The organism is Streptomyces sp. NPDC051207 (genome assembly GCF_040682395.1).
GTDB lineage: Bacteria > Actinomycetota > Actinomycetes > Streptomycetales > Streptomycetaceae > Streptomyces.
Window position 1 is genome coordinate 12,152 of record NZ_JBFBAX010000012.1, and the last position, 16,819, is coordinate 28,970.

19 protein-coding genes are annotated in these 16,819 nt (G+C 73.7%); 6 read left to right on the top strand and 13 right to left on the bottom strand.

The window, feature by feature from the left end; all coding sequences use genetic code 11:
- Positions 1 to 17: 17 nt before the first annotated feature.
- From AB0M97_RS14330 to AB0M97_RS14390, 13 genes are all read right to left on the bottom strand, one after another.
- Positions 18 to 1,133 (bottom strand): beta-ketoacyl synthase N-terminal-like domain-containing protein, encoded by a 1,116-nt coding sequence (locus AB0M97_RS14330; protein WP_365961144.1) that lies wholly within the window; start codon positions 1,131 to 1,133, stop codon positions 18 to 20.
- A gap of 5 nt (positions 1,134 to 1,138) precedes the next feature.
- The gene (locus AB0M97_RS14335) at positions 1,139 to 1,987 is read right to left on the bottom strand and encodes an alpha/beta hydrolase (protein ID WP_365961145.1); all 849 of its coding nucleotides are present in this window, start codon (positions 1,985 to 1,987) and stop codon (positions 1,139 to 1,141) included.
- Positions 1,984 to 2,946, bottom strand: a complete 963-nt coding sequence (locus AB0M97_RS14340; RefSeq protein ID WP_365961146.1) for a beta-ketoacyl synthase N-terminal-like domain-containing protein — start codon at positions 2,944 to 2,946, stop codon at positions 1,984 to 1,986. The genes AB0M97_RS14335 and AB0M97_RS14340 overlap by 4 nt, the downstream gene beginning before the upstream one ends.
- Positions 2,943 to 4,088, bottom strand: a complete 1,146-nt coding sequence (locus AB0M97_RS14345) for a beta-ketoacyl synthase N-terminal-like domain-containing protein (protein ID WP_365961300.1) — start codon at positions 4,086 to 4,088, stop codon at positions 2,943 to 2,945. The genes AB0M97_RS14340 and AB0M97_RS14345 overlap by 4 nt, the downstream gene beginning before the upstream one ends.
- On the bottom strand, positions 4,085 to 5,386 hold the full coding sequence (locus AB0M97_RS14350; RefSeq protein WP_365961147.1) for a beta-ketoacyl-[acyl-carrier-protein] synthase family protein: 1,302 nt from the start codon (positions 5,384 to 5,386) through the stop codon (positions 4,085 to 4,087). The genes AB0M97_RS14345 and AB0M97_RS14350 overlap by 4 nt, the downstream gene beginning before the upstream one ends.
- 51 nt (positions 5,387 to 5,437) lie before the next feature.
- The gene (locus AB0M97_RS14355; protein WP_365961148.1) at positions 5,438 to 5,689 is read right to left on the bottom strand and encodes an acyl carrier protein; all 252 of its coding nucleotides are present in this window, start codon (positions 5,687 to 5,689) and stop codon (positions 5,438 to 5,440) included.
- A gap of 180 nt (positions 5,690 to 5,869) precedes the next feature.
- Positions 5,870 to 6,817: a hypothetical protein gene (locus AB0M97_RS14360; protein ID WP_365961149.1), complete on the bottom strand. Its 948-nt coding sequence runs from the start codon at positions 6,815 to 6,817 to the stop codon at positions 5,870 to 5,872.
- Positions 6,814 to 7,062 (bottom strand): acyl carrier protein, encoded by a 249-nt coding sequence (locus AB0M97_RS14365; protein ID WP_365961151.1) that lies wholly within the window; start codon positions 7,060 to 7,062, stop codon positions 6,814 to 6,816. The genes AB0M97_RS14360 and AB0M97_RS14365 overlap by 4 nt, the downstream gene beginning before the upstream one ends.
- Positions 7,063 to 7,104: 42 nt before the next feature.
- A complete protein-coding gene (locus AB0M97_RS14370) occupies positions 7,105 to 8,124 on the bottom strand; it encodes an SDR family oxidoreductase (RefSeq protein ID WP_365961152.1) in 1,020 nt (339 codons plus the stop codon).
- Complete coding sequence (locus AB0M97_RS14375) at positions 8,121 to 8,588, bottom strand: SRPBCC family protein (protein ID WP_365961153.1); 468 nt, start codon at positions 8,586 to 8,588, stop codon at positions 8,121 to 8,123. Before AB0M97_RS14375 ends, AB0M97_RS14370 begins: the two co-directional genes overlap by 4 nt.
- Positions 8,589 to 8,594: 6 nt before the next feature.
- Complete coding sequence (locus tag AB0M97_RS14380; RefSeq protein WP_365961154.1) at positions 8,595 to 10,226, bottom strand: MFS transporter; 1,632 nt, start codon at positions 10,224 to 10,226, stop codon at positions 8,595 to 8,597.
- Positions 10,227 to 10,239: 13 nt separating this feature from the next.
- A complete protein-coding gene (locus AB0M97_RS14385) occupies positions 10,240 to 11,151 on the bottom strand; it encodes a beta-ketoacyl synthase N-terminal-like domain-containing protein (RefSeq protein ID WP_365961155.1) in 912 nt (303 codons plus the stop codon).
- Positions 11,148 to 12,302 (bottom strand): beta-ketoacyl-[acyl-carrier-protein] synthase family protein, encoded by a 1,155-nt coding sequence (locus AB0M97_RS14390; RefSeq protein WP_365961156.1) that lies wholly within the window; start codon positions 12,300 to 12,302, stop codon positions 11,148 to 11,150. Before AB0M97_RS14390 ends, AB0M97_RS14385 begins: the two co-directional genes overlap by 4 nt.
- 220 nt (positions 12,303 to 12,522) lie before the next feature.
- Here AB0M97_RS14390 and AB0M97_RS14395 point away from each other — a divergent pair, with 220 nt between their 5' ends.
- From AB0M97_RS14395 to AB0M97_RS14420, 6 genes are read left to right on the top strand one after another with little or no spacing between them, the layout of a single operon-like run.
- Positions 12,523 to 13,500 carry a thioesterase family protein gene (locus tag AB0M97_RS14395; RefSeq protein ID WP_365961157.1) on the top strand — a complete coding sequence of 326 codons (978 nt, stop codon included), beginning with the start codon at positions 12,523 to 12,525 and terminating at the stop codon, positions 13,498 to 13,500.
- A 6-nt stretch (positions 13,501 to 13,506) separates the two neighbouring features.
- Positions 13,507 to 13,833, top strand: a complete 327-nt coding sequence (locus tag AB0M97_RS14400) for a DsrE family protein (protein ID WP_365961158.1) — start codon at positions 13,507 to 13,509, stop codon at positions 13,831 to 13,833.
- Positions 13,833 to 14,237 (top strand): hypothetical protein, encoded by a 405-nt coding sequence (locus AB0M97_RS14405; RefSeq protein WP_365961159.1) that lies wholly within the window; start codon positions 13,833 to 13,835, stop codon positions 14,235 to 14,237. The genes AB0M97_RS14400 and AB0M97_RS14405 overlap by 1 nt, the downstream gene beginning before the upstream one ends.
- Positions 14,237 to 14,614, top strand: a complete 378-nt coding sequence (locus AB0M97_RS14410) for a hypothetical protein (RefSeq protein ID WP_365961160.1) — start codon at positions 14,237 to 14,239, stop codon at positions 14,612 to 14,614. The genes AB0M97_RS14405 and AB0M97_RS14410 overlap by 1 nt, the downstream gene beginning before the upstream one ends.
- Before the next feature lie 58 nt (positions 14,615 to 14,672).
- Positions 14,673 to 15,860 carry a beta-ketoacyl-[acyl-carrier-protein] synthase family protein gene (locus AB0M97_RS14415; RefSeq protein WP_365961161.1) on the top strand — a complete coding sequence of 396 codons (1,188 nt, stop codon included), beginning with the start codon at positions 14,673 to 14,675 and terminating at the stop codon, positions 15,858 to 15,860.
- Entirely contained in the window at positions 15,857 to 16,795 is a 939-nt protein-coding gene (locus AB0M97_RS14420) for a beta-ketoacyl synthase N-terminal-like domain-containing protein (protein WP_365961162.1), read from the top strand. Before AB0M97_RS14415 ends, AB0M97_RS14420 begins: the two co-directional genes overlap by 4 nt.
- Positions 16,796 to 16,819: the final 24 nt, after the last annotated feature.

Genomic DNA, 16,819 nt, shown 5'->3' on the forward strand with positions numbered 1-16,819 from the left:
GGGAGTGGTTCGGCGGTTCAGTACAGGCGGAGCAGGGCGCAGCCGACCGAGCCCGTGCGGTCCACCGAGGTGATCAGGCCGATCCGTTCGGCGTCCGCCGGGTCGTCCGCCGGGTGTGTCTCGGCGTACGCGAGCAGGGAAGCCGTCTGGAAGCCGGCCGCCGCCGCCCCGGTGTCGCCGATCAGCTCGTGCGGCGCGAGCTCCACGGCGTCCAGCTCGCCGAGTACGTCGGACACGGCGAGGCGTTCGCCGGCCCCCGCCCGGCCCGTGCTGCTGGAGCGGGCGACCGCCACGATCCGGTCCGGGGCCACCTCGGCCTGGGCCAGCGCGCGGCGCAGGCAGGAGGAGAGCGCGGCGCGCACGTCCTCGCCGAGCACGACGCCCAGTTCCACGGCGAGGATCTCGGCGAGCACCGGCTGGTCGCCCGCCCCGGCGGGTTCGACGAGCAGCATGGAACTGCCCTCGCCGAGCGGGGTGGAAGCGGCGGGGGAGTCCTCCGCCGCCGTGTGGTGCTCCAGCCACGCCCGGGCCGGTGAGAACTCCTCGGCCGTGCCGCACAGCACGCTCTGCGCGTGGCCCGACGACAGCAGCCTGCGCGCGTAGTTGAGGGCGTGCAGGCCCGCCGCCCGGCCGCCCGCGATCGTGGTGTTCGGGCCCTTGAGCTGGTACCAGATGGCGCTCTGGCCGCTCGCGCAGTTCATCACCGTGTTCGGGAACTGTGCGGGGTCGACGAAGAACGGCTGCTCACTGGTGAGCGAGTCGCGGGTGAAGTCCATCATGCTCTGCGCGCTGCCGGTGGTGGTGCCCAGGGCGAACGCCGCGCCCTCACCGGTGCCCACCCGCTGGTTGCGCTCGCTCTCGCCGAGCAGCGCGCCGACCGCGGTGACGGTGAGCCCGGTGACCCGGTCCATCGAGCGGGTGCCCTTGCGGCCGAGTGCCGTACGGACGTCGAAGCCGGGCACCAGGCAGGCGGTCGGCTCCGGGATCGTCTCGTACGGGGGGCCGAGCACCGTCGTGGTGGTCCGGCGCTCCCGGATGCCCTCGGTGAACGCGGCCCGGCCGACGCCGAACGGCGAGACGGCGGACCACGCGGTGATGACCGGGCGGCGGCCGGCTGGTGCGGTAGCAGTCATGATCGTCACATTTCTGTGGTGAGGGTGGTCTGCAGGACGGGCCGGCGGGCCGGCACGGAGGCGAGGAACTCCCGCAGTTCGGCGTGGAAGGCGGCCGGCTCGTCCACCATCGGGAAGTGGCCGCTGCGGGTGAGCAGCCGCAGCCGTGCGTCCGGCAGCGCCGCGGACAGCGCGACGGCGTGCTCGGACGGCGTGGCGATGTCGTGCGTGCCGCCGACGACCAGGCACGGCACGCCGATCCGGGCCGTGCGCAGCTGGGGGGTGCGCAGGAACAGGTCGAAGAAGCGGATCCAGCCGTACGGGCCGATCCACTCCCGCACCCGTTCCGCCATGGCGGCCTCGGTGTCCGGCGAGACCCGGCCGCCGGAGTGGGCCCGGATGCCCTCCCGCAGGATCAGGTGGAAGTCGTTGAGGTAGTGGGTGATGGTCTCCCAGTCGAACTCCTCGGCCGAGCCCCGGTAGAACGGCGAGACGAGGACGAGGGCGCGGACGCCGAACCGGCCGGCGCCGTCCCGGTCCGCGTCACCGGTCCGGTCCAGCAGCTCCAGCAGCACGTTCGACGACATCGAGTGCGCGACCACCACGTCCACCGGGCCGGGCACGGACAGCAGCGCCTCCTCCACCCACGGGGTGAGGTCCGGGGTCCGGCCCCAGCCGGTGACGCCCTGGCCGCGCCACGGCAGCTGGGCCGACCACACGTCGTAGCCGGCGGCCAGCTGCCGCGCGGTCTCGTCCCACACGGTGTCGGTGCCCGCCAGGCCGTGCAGGAACAGCACCCTGGGGGCGCCGTCCGCCGCGGCGGTGGTGTGCCGCCGCAGCACGACGGGAGCCGACGGCTCGGGCGGACGGATCACCGCGGGCTCCCCGCGGGCGCCAGCAGGGACACACCGGAGGTGGCGCCGTGCAGGCCCGCCCCGGCCACCGCGTACACCGGGCCCGTGCCGCCCTCGTCGAACCAGCCGGTGGCCGCCGCGCACTGCAGGACGCCCAGCGCGCCGGACGCCTGGCCGAGGCCGGGGCCGATGCTGTCCCGGGGCACCCCGGGCAGCAGGTCGTCCGGCAGGCAGCCGGCGGCGCCCTGCGGGATGTGCCAGCGGACCGGCGCCGGTCCGTCGGGGCCGGCGAGGCCCGCCACGCAGTCGCGGACGCCCGCGGTCATCGCGTAACCGCCGTAGACGGCCCGGACGGTGGCCGACCGGTCCCGGGCGGCGCCGGCGCTCTCCACCACGACGGCGGCCCCGCCGTCCACGCCGGTACGGCCGTCGCCCAGCAGGCGGCGCACCGCGTCGTTGTCCGGCTCGACACCGATCACCAGGACCCGGTCGACGCGGCCCGAGCGGATCACGGTGGTGGCCCAGTGCAGGGCGTCCAGGCCCGAGGTGGCGCCGTTGCAGACCATCAGGTTGGGGCCGCGCAGGCCGAACCTGATCGCCACCGAGGACGCGATGACGTTGCTGGACGCGTTCGGCAGGTCCATCGGGGAGGTGGCCGAGACCGTGTGCTCCCGGATGGTGGCCAGGGCCCGCGTCACGGTGTCGAGGTTGCCGAAGTTGGAGCTGGCGACCACCCCGATGCTCGTCCCCGGCACGGTCAGCCCGTCCTCGTCGAGCAGCCCGGTGTCCATCAGGGCGCCCGAGGCCAGGCAGTACGCGAGCTGGGTGGCCCGGTCCTTGTAGCGCAGGCCCTTCTTGCCGACCAGGCCCTCCGGGACGACGGGCCGCCCGTCCGGGCCGGGGCCGGCGGCCAGCGCGGCCGGGGTGTCGGCGCCGGGCACCAGGACGCTGACGCCCGTGATCACCACCGCACTGCTCATCGTGCCGCCTCCACAATCGCCACCGCGTTGATGCCGCCGAACCCGAAGGCGTTCAGCTGCATGGTCCGTACGTCCGCCCGGCGCTCCCCGCCGGTCACGAACCGGAATCCGGCCGCCTCCTGAACCGGGTCGTCCAGGCCGACCGTGGGCGGTATCCGGCCCCGGTCCATCGCCCGCAGCCCGACCACCAGGTTGAGCAGGCCCGAGCCGCCCGAGGTGTGCCCGGTCATCGACTTGATCGCCGTCATCAGCGGCTTGTCCGCGTCGGCGCCGAGCACCTCGGCGAGCGCCACGGCCTCCGCCTCGTCGTTGAGGAGGGTGCCGGTGCCGTGCAGCATCACCAGGTCGATGTGGCCGGGCGCGACCGCGGCGGCCGCGTACGCCTGCCGCATGGCCTCGGCGATGCCCTCGGGCGAGGGCGCGGTGGCGTGGTAGGCGTCGCAGTTGACCGCGACGCCGCGCAGCCGCCCGTGCACCTGCCGCCCGTCGTCCCCGGTGCCGTCCCGGCGCAGCACGACGGCCGCCGCGCCGTCGCCCATGAGCACACCGGTGCGGTTGCGGTCGAAGGGCCTGACCCGCTCGGGCGCCTGCGGATGGACCCGCTCCAGCAGGCCGTACATGCTCTCGGTGAGCACGTCGACCCCGGCCACGACGACCGTGTCCGGGCCGTCCGGCGCGGCCAGCAGGTCCGAGGCGAGGGCGAGCGCGTACAGCGAGGCGGAACAGGCGTTGGAGAAGGTGTACGTCTGCTCGGCGCCGAACCGCTCCCGCAGGGCGGGGCCGAAGTGCAACCCGTCCTCGGTGAGTTCGCCGTCGCCGCGCCACCACAGCTCCAGTGAGCGCAGCTCCCGCAGCCCCGTGCCGACGAGGACCGGGACGCCGCTGAGGTCCTCCCCGAGACCGGCGTCCTTGGCCGCCTGCCCGACCGCGTCGAGCAGCAGGGCGGTGGCGCGGGCCGGGACGTCGACGCCGGGCGCCGGGCGGTCGTCGACCTCGTAGGCGTACTTCGCGCGGAAGTTGGCCGGGTCGAAGCCGCGCAGCGGGGCGTGGCCGGTGACGCCGGCGCACAGGTTCTCGAAGAGGTCGTCGATCCCCCTGCCCGTGCTCGCCACGGCGCCGATGCCGGTGATGGCCTGGCTCAGCACAGCGCGTCCTCCTTGTCGTGTAGGGGGTCGTCCCGGTGGTCGTACCGGCCGAGGAGCAGCACCGCGTTGTTGCCGCCGAAGGCGAGCCCGTTGTTCTGCACGACCCGCAGGTCGGCCTCGACCGTGCGGTTCGGCACGCAGTCGACGGGGCACTCCGGGTCGGTCGTGACGTGGTTGATGGTGGGCGGCACGAAACGGTTGTCGATGGCGAGCGCGCAGCCGATCGCGCCGAGCGCGCTGGCCGCGCCCATGCTGTGCCCGAGCATCGACTTCACGGACACCGTGCGCGGCGGGGTGTCCCCGAACACCTGGCGGATGGCGCCGACCTCGGTGACGTCGTTGGCCTTGGTGCCGGTGCCGTGCGCGGAGATCAGGTCGACCTGGTCCGGCTTGACGCCGGAGTTCTCCAGGGCGAGCTGCATGACGCGGGCGACGCTGTCCCGGTTGGGCGCCACCTGGTGGTAGGCGTCGCAGTTGAGGCCGTAGCCCAGCACCTCCGCGTAGATGTGCGCCCCGCGGGCGAGGGCCGCGTCCAGCCGCTCCAGTACGAGGATGCCGGCGCCCTCGCCCGTCAGGATGCCCTTGCGGTCGATGTCGAAGGGCTGGCAGCGGTCCGGGGCGATGGTGCCCAGCCGGTAGAAGCCGGTGAACGTCTTGCGGCACATGGCGTCCGCGCCGCCGCAGAACGCGAACTCGGCCTCGCCGGAGGCGACGGCGTCGAAGCCGTAGCCGATGGCGTAGTTGCCGGCCGCGCAGGCGGTGGGGACGGTCACCGCCTCCACGTCGCTCAGCCCCAGTTCCTGGGCGACGGCCACCGACAGCCGCCCGGCGGGGACCCGGCGCACGGCCACCGGGTCCATCCGCTCGGGACCGTCGGTGATCTCGGCCTCGACGAGGTGGTCGAGGTCGTAGGACTCCCCGTCGGTGGTGCCGATGGAGATCAGGCCGCGCTGCTCACGGAGCCGGCCGAGGTCGAGCCCCGAGTCCTCCAGGGCCATCCGGGCGGCGGCCACCGAGAACTGCGTGGCCCGCCCGAGCTGGTCGAGGTCGAGCCGCGTGACCCACCGGGCGGGGTCGAAGCCGGTGATCTCGCATCCCGTCGAGTGCGAGTAGCCCTCCGTGTCGAACACGGTGATGGGCTTGGCGCCGCTGCGGCCCTCCCTGAGCCCCCGCAGGAACTCGGCGACGCCGAGGCCGACGCTGGAGACCACACCGAATCCGGTGAGGACGACCCGGTGGCGTGCCTCGTCCCCGGCCGGCCCGATGGCTCGCTGCGCTGTGTGCTGTGCTGACATGCCACCCCTTTCGTTCACAGTCGTTGGCCGTCACCCGGATCCGGGCGCGGACTACCAGCCCGCGGCCTCGGCGACGACCTTGTAGACGCCCTCGATGTTCACCATGCGGGGCAGTTCGTTCTGGTTGATGACCACGCCGAACTGCTTCTCCAGGGCGGCGAGGATTTCGATCGCGCGCAGCGAGTCGGCGTTGTGGTCCTCCTTGAACCGGCTGGTCCGGGTGACCTCGTCCTCCTCTATCTCGAGGATGTCGCAGACGATTTCCTTGATGGTTTCGGTGCGCTCGGCGAGTTCGGTGGACATGTCTCATCTCCTGGTGAGGGAAGGGATTGTTCGCGGCTGATTCGCACGCGAATCGACGGGCGCGATCCGGTCGGTGCGGAGAAGTGGACTGCGCGCGGTCCGACCGGTGCGCGACGTGATTTCCGTGGCCTTATTCTCGACCGTCGGAAAGGCGGCCGGAGCGGCAGCGGCAGGAAGTTGTCAGTGAATCGGCGGGGCCTGCCGCAGGTGGCCCGCGGGGCGGCGCGCCAGCACGGCCTGGCCGACCGTCAGGACCAGTTCGCCGCGCACCCGGGTGGTGCCCTCGAAGATCTGGATGCCGTCGACCGTGCGGGCGAGGCGGACGCGGTGTTCGAGGGTGTCGCCGGGGAACACCGGGGCGCCGAAGGCCAGATCGGTGTAGCTGCCCAGCATCAGGACCTCTTCGGCGAGCACGTCCGTGTTCGCCCTGCCGGCCGTGGCGAGGACCGCCGCCGCCTGGTTGAAGGACTCCATCAGCGGGCCGACGGGATAGGCGTACGCGGCCGGGTCCTTCGCCTCGTCGCCGAGGTGCCGGTACCAGGGCTCGCCGTAGGTCACCGCCTTCTCGGCCGTGACGTGCGCGCCGGGGACGAAGGTCCGCACCCGGTCGATCAGCAGCATCTCGTCGCGGTGCGGGATGCGGGCCATCAGCTCGGGCAGCGACAACGGGCCGAGCCCGGCGGGCAGTTCCGCCGGCGCTGCGGAGAACTCCGGCGGGCCGGCGAGGGCGGCGGCGGTGCCCGCGTCCTCGTAGCGCAGCCGGATCCGGGCGACCCGGTCCCGCTCGGTGGCGGCCGTCGCCCGGCACACCCACCCGGCCCCGTCCCGCGCCCAGCGGAGCGTGAACGTCAGGGTGTCGCCGGGGTAGGCCGGGTGCAGGAACCGGGCCGACTCCAGGCGGGCCAGGCGCAGCGCGGGGGCGTCGGCGGGCGGCCGGCCGAGCGCGGCCAGGTGGGCCGTCTCGACGAGGAAGACGCCCGCGAAGATGGGAAAGCCGCGGTAGTGGCCGCGGAACACGGGCTCGGCGGGATCGAGCGGCAGTTCGACCGCACTGGTGCCCACGGCGCAGTCGGCCCGCACCACCGTGAAGGGGGTGCGGACCGACCGGCACTGTTCGTGGCCGCTCATCCGGTGACTTTCGAATGGAGCAGGCTGTAGGTCTGGCCGAAGGTGGTGATCTCGCTGAATTCCTGCTCGGAGATCTTGACGCCGAACTTCTTCTCCAGCTGGACGAGGATTTCCAGCCCCATCAGGGAGTCGACGCCGAGGTCGTCGACATAGAGGGCGTCGTCGGTGACGTCCTCGATCTCGACGTCGAGGGCGTCGGCGACGAGTTCCCGCAGGGATTCCTTTTCGAGCGTGGCAGTGGTCATGTCCTGTTTTCCTTACGTGAGGTGGGGCGAGGGCCGGACGGGTCAGGCGGGGACGAGCTGCCAGGGCTCCGGCAGCCGCTTGGCGTGCCGGGGCTTGGCGTCGGCCCACCAGCGGACCGAGCGGGCCAGTACCGCGCCCGGGTCCAGGACCTTCTTCGTCGGTTCGAAGGGGGCCGGGATGCTGGTGTAGCTCTCGAACATGCTGAGCAGTTCGACAGCGCGCTGCTGCACGTCCGACAGATGCGGCGTGGACAGCGGAAGGAAGAAGCCGTGCCAGTGGGCGGCCGGGATGACGGGGGCGAGCGGGATCGGGGCGATGCCCCGCTCGGCCCGCCACTCGTTGATGGTCCGGGTGATGACCGCCACCATGTCCGACACGCGCAGGCAGCCGTCGCCCGCGGCGATCGTCTCCACCGCCGTCGCGGCCGGCGGCGTGCCCAGCGCGGCGGCCACGATGACCTCGGCCACCTGGTCCACGGGGGCCAGCTCGATGAAGCCGTTCGGGTCGCCGACCAGCGCGGGCGCCAGACCGGACACCAGGGACTGCACCATCGCGTACGGGCCGGACAGCCGGGCGATCGCGCCGTCGGTGGCTCGGCCGAACACCAGCGGGGGCCGCACGATGGTCAGCGGGCCCGCGTGCCAGGTCCGCACGACCTCCTCGGACTCGGCCTTCGACCACTCGTAGCCGTTGCGGTACGGGCCGTACTCGGCGTCCTGCCCGGCCCCCTCCTGCCCGTCGACGTACGCCGTCGAGATGTGCACGACGTGGGTGTCGGCGTCGGCGAGTTCGAGGACGGCCTCGGTGGTGCGGACGTTGGCGGCGACGGCCTCCTCCTTGGTCATCGTCCACCGGGTCGAGGCGGCGCTGTGGATCACGACGTCCCAGTGCCGGCGCAGCTCGGCTGGGGCGGGCTCGGCGCCCAGCACCCAGCCGGTCTCCGCGGGCCGGGAGGGACGCCGCGTCACGGCCGTCACCTCGGCCCCGTCCCCGAACGTGGCGAGCTGCGCGAGCACCTCGCTGCCCACCACGCCGCCGGACCCGGTCAGCAGGATCTTCATCGGGTGCTCCTCGGCGTGCTGCCGGCCGGGCCGGGGGCGGCGGGTTCGCCGATCCGGGTCAGCGCGGACTCGGTGAAACGGCGCAGGGTCCGCTCGGCGATCGGGCCGAGCAGGGCGTCCATCAGCGGGATGCCGACCTCGAAGCCGACGTGCAGTTCCACGGTGGTCAGCGGGCCGTCGGTGCCGACCTGCCAGTGGCCGGCGAAGCCGCCGAGCGGGCCCTGCCGCTGGCGGAAGCCGATCCGGCGCCGCTCGTGGTCGAGGGACTCCTCCTGCACCCATTCCAGGCGCGGCCCGTCGAGCAGCACGGCCCAGCGGGTGGTCCGCCGGTCCCCGTCCTGCTCCAGGACCGCGGCCTCGGCGATCTCGGGGACGTAGGACGGCAGGGACGCGCAGTCGAGCAGGGCGTCCCAGATCCGGCCGGGGGGTTCGCCGGTCGTCCGGCGGGTGGTGATGGTGGGCACGGTCGGTCAGTCCTTCACGTGGGGTGACAGGCCGAGCTCGGGCAGTTCGCGCAGCTCGGCGTCGAGGTCGAGGGTGTGGTCGCCGCGCGCGCTCTCGTGCAGGTCCCGGGAGCGGATGCACAGCAGCGCGATGACGGCGCCCACGGCGGTCACGGCGGCGGACGCGATCAGGACGTCCTGCAGACCGTCGACGAAGGCGGAGTGGGCCGCCTCGGTGACCATCCCCGCGGTCTCGGGCGGCAGCGCCCCGGCCATCTCGCCGACGGCCCCGGTGGCCACCGCGTCCCCGAACTCGCCGGCCTTGTCGCCCAGTTCGCCGGCGGCGGGTGACGCGGCGAACGAGTCGGCGGCCCGGCTCTGGAAGATCGCCCCGAACACGGCGATGCCGAGGGCGACACCGACCTGCTGGAAGGTCTCGGCGATCCCGGAGGACATGCCCGCCTTCTCCGGCTCCACCATGCCGACCGACAGCGCGGCCCGCAGCGGCTGGTAGATGCCCATGCCGACACCGGCGACGAGCATGCTGGGCAGCAGCACGGTCCACTCGCTGTCGTCCCGCACCAGGGTGACCAGGCCGAGGCCGACCGCCATCAGCGTGCCCGAGACCACGGCCAGCAGCCTCGGCGACACCCGGGCCGTCAGCAGCCCGGTGACACCCGCGACGACGAACAGCGTCAGCGTCATCGGCAGGAAGCGCACCCCGGTCTCCAGCGGGCTGAAGCCCAGGACGTTCTGCAGGTAGCCGATCTGCAGGAAGATCGCGCTCAGCACGGTGGCGTTCCACAGCAGGGTGGCCGCGGACATGCCGTTGAACGTGGGGATGCGGAACAGCGACAGGTCCAGCATGGCCGCCGGGCCGCGACGGCGCTCGATCACCACGAACAGCACCAGCAGCACGCCCGAGCCGGTGAACATCGAGACGATGGGCGCGCTGTCCCAGCCCTCCGCGTGCCCCCGCAGGAAGCCGGTCACCAGCAGGCCGAGCGCGCTGGAGAACACCACCAGGCCCGGCCAGTCGACGGGATGGCCGGACGGGTTGCGGGACTCGCGGATGCGCAGCGCTCCCACGGCCAGCGCCAGGACGCCGATCGGCACGTTCACCAGGAAGATCCAGCGCCAGCTGAGCGCGTCGGTGAGAGCGCCGCCGATCAGCGGGCCGAAGGCGATCGCCAGGCCGACGACACCGCCGAAGATCCCGAAGGCCTTGCCGCGGTCCTTGCCCCGGAACTCGTGCCCGATCAGGGCCGGTCCGACCGCGAACAGCACGGCCGCGCCCACGCCCTGAAGCCCGCGCGCCAGGTTGAGCTGCAGGATGCTCTGCGACAGGCCGCACCACAGCGAGGCCAGGGTGAACACGACGAAGCCGGCGTTGAAGACCCGCTTGCGGCCCAGCCGGTCGGCGATCGAACCGCCGGTGAGCAGGAACGCGGCCAGCGTCAGCGCGTAGGAGTCGAGGACCCACTGGAGGTCGGCGAAGTCGGCGTCGAGCGAGACCCGCATGTCGGGCAGGGCCACGTTGACGACGGTGAGGTCGAGCATGAGCATGAACGTGGCGATGCAGACCACGGCCAGTGTCCAGCCGCGTGCCCCGGCCGCGGACTCGCCGCCTGCCTTCGGAACGGTTTCCTGAGTTGCCATGAAGTGCTCTCCTTCACTGGGGTGTTGAGGTTGTGACGAGGACGGCGGTGACATGGCCCGCGCCGGTCACGGCGACGACGAGCTGCGGTGCGGTGGGCCCCGAGAGCGCCGCGGCGACCGCCTGGAGGGGGCGCAGGGACCCGGCCCCGGCGGGTTCCGCGGCGACGCCGAGCACGGCCGCCACCGCCGCGGCGAGCGGCGAACCGTCGCCGGCCACCCGGACCGCCGCCGCGGACGGGACGCCGAGGTCCTGGAGCAGCGCGGTCAGCGGCGCCCCGGCGCCCTGGTGCGGCGGCACGAACAGCGACCGCGCCTCGACCCGCCCCAGCGCCCGCAGCCCCCGGTCCCGCACCGACCGCGCGGACTCCACGACCAGGGCGAGCGCGCCGTCCTCGGCCGCTCCCCGGACGGTCACCGCCGCCTTGTCGGACTCCGGCGGCACGACCTCCGTCGCCCCGGCCAGCAGCCAGTCGGCGCGCCCCGAGCGCAGCGCGCGCAGCCCGGTCTGGAGCGCCTCCAGGCCGGCGGTCCGCGGGGTGTGCACGGCCAGGCTGAATCCCTTCAGGGCGTGCTCCATCGCCACCCGGCTCGCTATGAGGTTCGGCGAGAAGTAGGGGACGGCGGTCGGCGACAGCAGACGCGCCTCGCCCTCCACGGTGGCCCGGTCGATCTCGGCGTGCAGTGCGGCGACGGCGTGGTTGGTGCCGACGGCGACCGCGCGCCGCTCCTCGGGGACGGCCGACAGCCCGTCCGCCGCGCCCTGCTGGGCCAGCACCCGCTTGACGGCGGCCAGCAGGTACTGGGCGGCCGTGGGCAGGTGGCGGTAGCCGCGGCCGAGTTCGGCCCGCTGGTCGAACCAGCCGGTCGCGCCGGGGTGCGGCGGGGCGAGCGTGCCGACGGCCGACACGACGAAGTCCTGGGTCATGAGGACGCTCCGGTCAGGGCCAGGGAGATGTTGTTGCCGCCGAAGGCGTAGGCGTTCACCAGCGCGACCCCCGAGCGCAGGGCGGTGGCCCCGCCGGGCAGGTGCACCGGGCACTCGGGGTCCGGCGCGGACGTCACCGGATTGCCGGGCACCGTGCCGTGGTGGAAGCACAGGGCCGCGAGGACCGTGCCCAGCACCCCGGCGCCGCCCGCGAGATGGCCGACGACCGCCTTCAGGTTGTGCAGCGGGATCGCGCCGAGGCGTGCACCGAACACCGCGCCCATCGCGGCGGCCTCCGTGCTGTCGTTGAGCTTCGTGCCGGTCGCGTGCGGGACGATCAGCGTGACGTCGCCGGGACCCGCTCCGGCCTCCTCGAGCGCCGCCCGCATGGCACGGCCCGCCTGGGTACCGGCCGGGTCGGGCGCGGTGGGATGCGCGGCGTCACAGCTCCAGCCGGAGCCCGCCAGCCGCGCGTACGCCCGGGCGCCGCGCGCCGTCGCGTGCGCGGCCGACTCCAGGACGACGGCGCCCGCACCCTCGCCGAGCACGACACCGGCCCGGTCCCCGGCGAAGGGCCGCGGCCGGTCGGGGGCGAGCGCGCCCATCTGGTTGAACGTGGCGACGGTCACCCGCGAGTAGGCCTCCGCGCCGCCCGCCACGACCACGTCGGCCTCGCCCGAGCGGATCATCTCCGCGCCGATGGCGATGGCGTACCCGCTGCCCGCGCACGCGTTGCTCAGATTGAGCGCCCCGGCCCCGGCACCGATGCGCGCGGCGAGCGCCGAGGCCAGCGTGAACGGCGGCGAGGCGTCCGCGACCGGCCGGACCCGGCCCGCGCGGGCCAGCTCCACCTGCCGGGCGTCGCCGACGCTTGAGCCCATCACCACGGCGATCCGCGCGCCGGGCACCGCGTCGAGCCCCGCGTCGGCGTACGCCTCCAGCCCCGCGTCCACGGTGTACCGGGTCGCGGGCGCCTCGTCCGTGGACCCGCCGGGCACCAGGTAGTACAGCGGCAGCGGCACCTTCAGGTCCGGGTCGGGCACCCGGTCCGCGACGGCGGTGGCGCCGGCCCGCACCCCGGACCAGAACGTCCCGACGCCCCGGCCCAGCCGGCAGACCACGCCCAGGCCGGTCATGGCGATCTCAGTCACCTGAACAACTCCCCGTCTGCGCGAATCCCGTGTTTCCGGGGCGACATTAGGGCGGCACATCACCGGGAACGGAGAACCGGCAGGAAGCTGAACGGCCCGGGTGCGAAACCCCGGACACCCTCTGCAGGAAGCTGTCAAGCCCCCGGGCGGAACTTGTGGTTGCGCCTACGTTTCCAGGCGTCACAGAGCCGTTGACCAGCCAAAGGAACGGGGAATTCCGATGTCGTCCACGTCACTTGCGAAAAAGCTGAGCGTCCTTACCGGGCAGCCCACCGAAACCGAGGTGCGCCCCCGCTACGAGGGCAACAACATCAACACCTGGATCGGCTTCAAACACGTCAATTACATGGTCGAAGAGGCCGTACTCGCGCACTTCCGTGCCGCGGAATTGCCCTCGCGGACCCTCTTCGAGGAATACGGCCTCGGCCTGGAGCTCGCCGAACTCGACACCCGCATCCTCAACGCCTTCCACCTGGACGACACGGCCACCGCCACCGTCCGCCCCACCGGCGACGGCACCGCGCTCACCTTCGCGGTCACCCTCTCCAAGGACGGCAGGAACAAGGACGTCACCGCCAAGGTGCGCGTGGCACTTCGCCGCGAGCGCTACGTCGACCCCGTGAACGCCGTCCCGGCCGAGCTGGCCCCGTACGCCGTCGAGCGGATCGCCACCGCCGAGCCGGTCCGGGACGCCGAACTCCTCCCGAGCGCCGACATCGGGCTGACCGCCACCCACACCACCGACCCGCTGCTGAAGGAACTCGTCGGCGACAGCAACGCCGTCGCCTGGCGCTGGCGGATCTCCTACCCGTACTGCCACCACAACGAGCGCCTGCAGATGTCCGGCTACCTGCGGCTCATGGAGGAGGCGAAGGACCGCTTCGTCGCCCACCGCGGCATCTCCATCAAGACCCTCCTCGACCAGCGCAAGTGGATCCCCGTCGTGCCGCACTCGAAGATCCGCTTCCTGGACGAGGCGCTGATGGAGGAGGAACTCCACATCGTCTTCACCGTCGAGGACATCTTCAAGGACCTCACCTACACCTCGCGGATGGACTGCTACGTCATCCGCGACGGCAGGCTCGTCCCCACCGCCACCGGCACCATCGTGCACGGCTACGCCGTGTTCTCCGACCGCAAGGACTGGTCCCTCGTCCCCTTCGACGAGCACGTCCTCACGGCCCTGCGGGGCGAGTGACCCGCCGTGCCCGACTTCGTGCTGATCGAGTCGTCCGGACCCGCCTCCGGCCCGGCCGGCGCCCGGTTCCTGGGCGACGCGGCGGCCCTGGCGCGGGCCGGCCACCCGGTCCGCCTGGTGCTGGTCCAGGAGGGCGTCACCGCCGCACTGCCCGGTGCGCAGCCCGCGCTGACCGAACTCCTCGACCACGGGGCCGAGCTGTGGGTCGACCGGTACTCGCTGGCCCAGCGCGGCCTGGCGGCGCACCGGCTGCCCGCGCGGGCACGGCTGGTGGGCATGGACGAGGTGGCCGGCGAACTGCTGGCGCCCGGCACCAGGGTGGTGTGGCACTGATGGCACGCACCCCGCGGACGGACGTCCTGCTCGTCGTGATGGGCCCGCCGCACACCGGTGAACTCACCACCTCGGTGTTCCGGCTGCTCCAGGCGCTCCTGGAACGCGGCGCGAGCGTCCAGGTCTGGGCCTGCGGCTACAGCACCATGCTCAGCCAGGAGGCGCTCGGCGAGGACAAGCCCGCCAACCTGCTCGACCGCCACACCCGGTACCCGACCACCGTCACGCTGATCCGGGAACTCCTGGAGGCGTTCCCAGGGCGGCTGCACTGGTTCGGCTGCCGCGCGTGCAGCGAGCACCGGGGCGCCACCGGCCACATCCCCGAGGTGCGCATGCGCCCGCCGCACACCTTCGGCGGCCATGTCCACGCCGCCACCAGGACGCTGTTCCTGGGGGTGGCCTGATGACCTCACTGGCGATCGTGGAGCGCGCCTACCGGGGGGCCGTCGAAGTCGCCTACTTCGACGCGCTGTTCCTCGGGATCGAAATCCACCGGCAGCTCGGCCTCGACCTGCTGCTGCGCGGCGAGGCCGTCACCTACGCGGTGGACGCCCCGCCGCCCGGGCCGCTGATGGTGGGCAGGCGGCCGGTGGACACCCTCGACGCGCCGCGCGCCGATCTGCTGCGGCTGCGCGACCTGGGCGTCGGCATCCGGGTGGAGCACGAGGACCTGGCGGCCCTGGGCCTGGGCGAGGACCGGCTGATCGACGGGGTGGAGTGCGTGGCGGCGGGCGAGTTCGCGGTTCGCTGGCCCGACTACGACCGGATCTTCTTCCTCTGACCGGCACAGGCCCGCCGCCCACACCAACGACCGACCCCACAGAGAGGGAGGACAGACGGTGACCGACGTCGTCATCACCGGCCTGGGCGCCCTGTGCCACCTCGGCGCGGGGGTGGACAGCTTCTGGAAAGGGCTGCTCGACCCCACCCCGCCCGTCGCGGCCCAGGCCCCCGACCCCCTGGCCCACGTCCCCATCAGGGACTTCCACTTCCTGCCCGAGGGCGCCCTGCCCCCCGAGCCGGAATCCGTCGACGGCTTCACGATCGGCGACGCCACCCGGGCGGCCCTCGCCGTCGCCCGCGAGGCGGTGGCCGACGCCGGGCTCGGCGGCCTCGGCGACGGCCGGACCGCCGTCGTCATGGGGACCTCCATCGCCGACGCGTACGTCATCGAGCAGTGGCGCGCCGACGGCAGCTTCCCGGCGGACGACGTGTGGACGCCGGTGTTCTCCACCGCGTCCGTCGTCGCCCGCGTGCTCGGCTGCGCCGGTCTCGCCAGCACCGTCAGCAACGCCTGCTCCGGCAGCGGCTACTCGATGGCCATCGGCGCCGACATGATCCGCGCGGGGGAGGCCGACGCCGTCGTGGTCGGCGGCTTCGAGACGTACTCCAGGGTCGCGCACGCCGCCTTCAACCAGGTCGGCGCCCTCGACCCGGTCAGCTGCCGGCCCTTCGACGCGACCCGGGGCGGCACCGTGCTCGGCGAGGGCGCGGGCGCGGTCGTCCTGGAACGCGCGCAGACCGCACGGGCCCGCGGCGCCCGGGTGTACGCGACGCTGACCGGCACCGGGTGGAGCTGCGAGGCCTACCACGCGACCGGCCTCGACCCGGACGGCACCCAGATCGTGCGGGCCATGCGGGACGCGCTCGCCGAGGCGGGCACCGGACCCGGCGACGTCGACTTCGTCGTCCCGCACGCCACCGGCACCAGGCTCAACGACCTCGTGGAGACCCGCGCCATGCGGGAGATCTTCGGCGAGCGGACCGGCCGGCTGCCGCTGTACAGCCTCAAGGCGCTCATCGGTCACACCGGCGGCGCGTCCGGCGGCCTGGCCACGGTCGCCGCGGCCCTCTTCCTGCACCACGGCCACCTCGCGCCCAACCTGCCGGTCGCCACACCCGACCCGGAGTGCCCGGTGCACGTCCCGGCCGACGCGGCCACCCCGGCCGGGCGGACCGCGATGGTCAACTCCTACGCCTTCGGCGGCAACAACATGTCCCTCCTGCTGCGGGGTGAACCGCGATGACCGCTGACCTGGTGGTGACCGGCATCGGCGTGGTCACCGAAGCCGCCCTCGCCCCGCGGGGCGCCGGGGCCAAGGGCTGGTTCGACCACCGCGCCGAACTCGGCCGCGGCTACAAGTACCTGCCCAGGGCGAGCCAGTACCTGCTCGCCGCCACCGCCCGGGCCCTCGCCGACACCGGCTCCCCGCTCGCCGACGTGCCCGAGCACCACCGGGCGATCACCGTCGGCACCAACAACGGCATGTCCGAGCTCCAGGGCGAGTTCGACCGCACGGTCATCGACGGCGACTCCACCCTGCTCAGCCCGGCCACGGTCCCGTACTTCTCGGTGAACCTGGTCGGCTCCCGGGTCGCCATGGAACACGGCCTCAAGGGCTTCAGCCTCGGCGTGCACAGCCCCCGGGTGGCGGGCCTGGAAGCCGTGCAGCACGGGGTCCGCGCACTGCGCGCCGGCCGTGCCCGCTGGCTGCTGGCCGGCGCCGCCGAGTCCCCGCTCGACCGGTCCGAGCCCGGCGCCGCCGGCAGCGAGGACGGAGCGGTGGCCCTGGTCGTGGAACGCGCCGAGGAGGTGGCGGCACGCGGCGGCCGGGTCCACGGCCGGGTGCACGTGCGCAGCTTCCTGCTGCCGCCGCCGCTGGCGGACACCCCCCGGGGCCGCGAGGAGGCCGAACGGCTGCTCGCGGACGCCGTGGCGGCCCTCGGCCTGGTGCGCAGGCGGCCCGGGGTGTGGGTCGTCGGCGGGGACGACCCGGTCACCCGCGTCGTCGGGGACGCGCTGGGCGAGGACGCGACGCGGGTCCGGGCCGGCGCCGGCTGCCTGGAACCGGCCGTGCGGGTCGCGGCCCTGCTGCGGGAGGCCTTCGCCGAACAGCTCGTCGTCGGGGTCGCCGCACAGGGCAACGTCTCGGTCGCCCACGTGGTGCCGGCCGCGGGCTGACCGCCCGCCGCCTGCGCACCGCCG

Bases quoted from the DNA above. Each gene is read 5' to 3' on its own strand.
- AB0M97_RS14330 (WP_365961144.1), bottom strand. From the start codon at position 1,133: ATGACTGCTACCGCACCAGCCGGCCGCCGCCCGGTCATCACCGCGTGG.
- AB0M97_RS14340 (WP_365961146.1), bottom strand. From the start codon at position 2,946: ATGAGCAGTGCGGTGGTGATCACGGGCGTCAGCGTCCTGGTGCCCGGC.
- AB0M97_RS14350 (WP_365961147.1), bottom strand. From the start codon at position 5,386: ATGTCAGCACAGCACACAGCGCAGCGAGCCATCGGGCCGGCCGGGGAC.
- AB0M97_RS14355 (WP_365961148.1), bottom strand. From the start codon at position 5,689: ATGTCCACCGAACTCGCCGAGCGCACCGAAACCATCAAGGAAATCGTC.
- AB0M97_RS14360 (WP_365961149.1), bottom strand. From the start codon at position 6,817: ATGAGCGGCCACGAACAGTGCCGGTCGGTCCGCACCCCCTTCACGGTG.
- AB0M97_RS14365 (WP_365961151.1), bottom strand. From the start codon at position 7,062: ATGACCACTGCCACGCTCGAAAAGGAATCCCTGCGGGAACTCGTCGCC.
- AB0M97_RS14370 (WP_365961152.1), bottom strand. From the start codon at position 8,124: ATGAAGATCCTGCTGACCGGGTCCGGCGGCGTGGTGGGCAGCGAGGTG.
- AB0M97_RS14380 (WP_365961154.1), bottom strand. From the start codon at position 10,226: ATGGCAACTCAGGAAACCGTTCCGAAGGCAGGCGGCGAGTCCGCGGCC.
- AB0M97_RS14385 (WP_365961155.1), bottom strand. From the start codon at position 11,151: ATGACCCAGGACTTCGTCGTGTCGGCCGTCGGCACGCTCGCCCCGCCG.
- AB0M97_RS14395 (WP_365961157.1), top strand. From the start codon at position 12,523: ATGTCGTCCACGTCACTTGCGAAAAAGCTGAGCGTCCTTACCGGGCAG.
- AB0M97_RS14405 (WP_365961159.1), top strand. From the start codon at position 13,833: ATGGCACGCACCCCGCGGACGGACGTCCTGCTCGTCGTGATGGGCCCG.
- AB0M97_RS14410 (WP_365961160.1), top strand. From the start codon at position 14,237: ATGACCTCACTGGCGATCGTGGAGCGCGCCTACCGGGGGGCCGTCGAA.
- AB0M97_RS14420 (WP_365961162.1), top strand. From the start codon at position 15,857: ATGACCGCTGACCTGGTGGTGACCGGCATCGGCGTGGTCACCGAAGCC.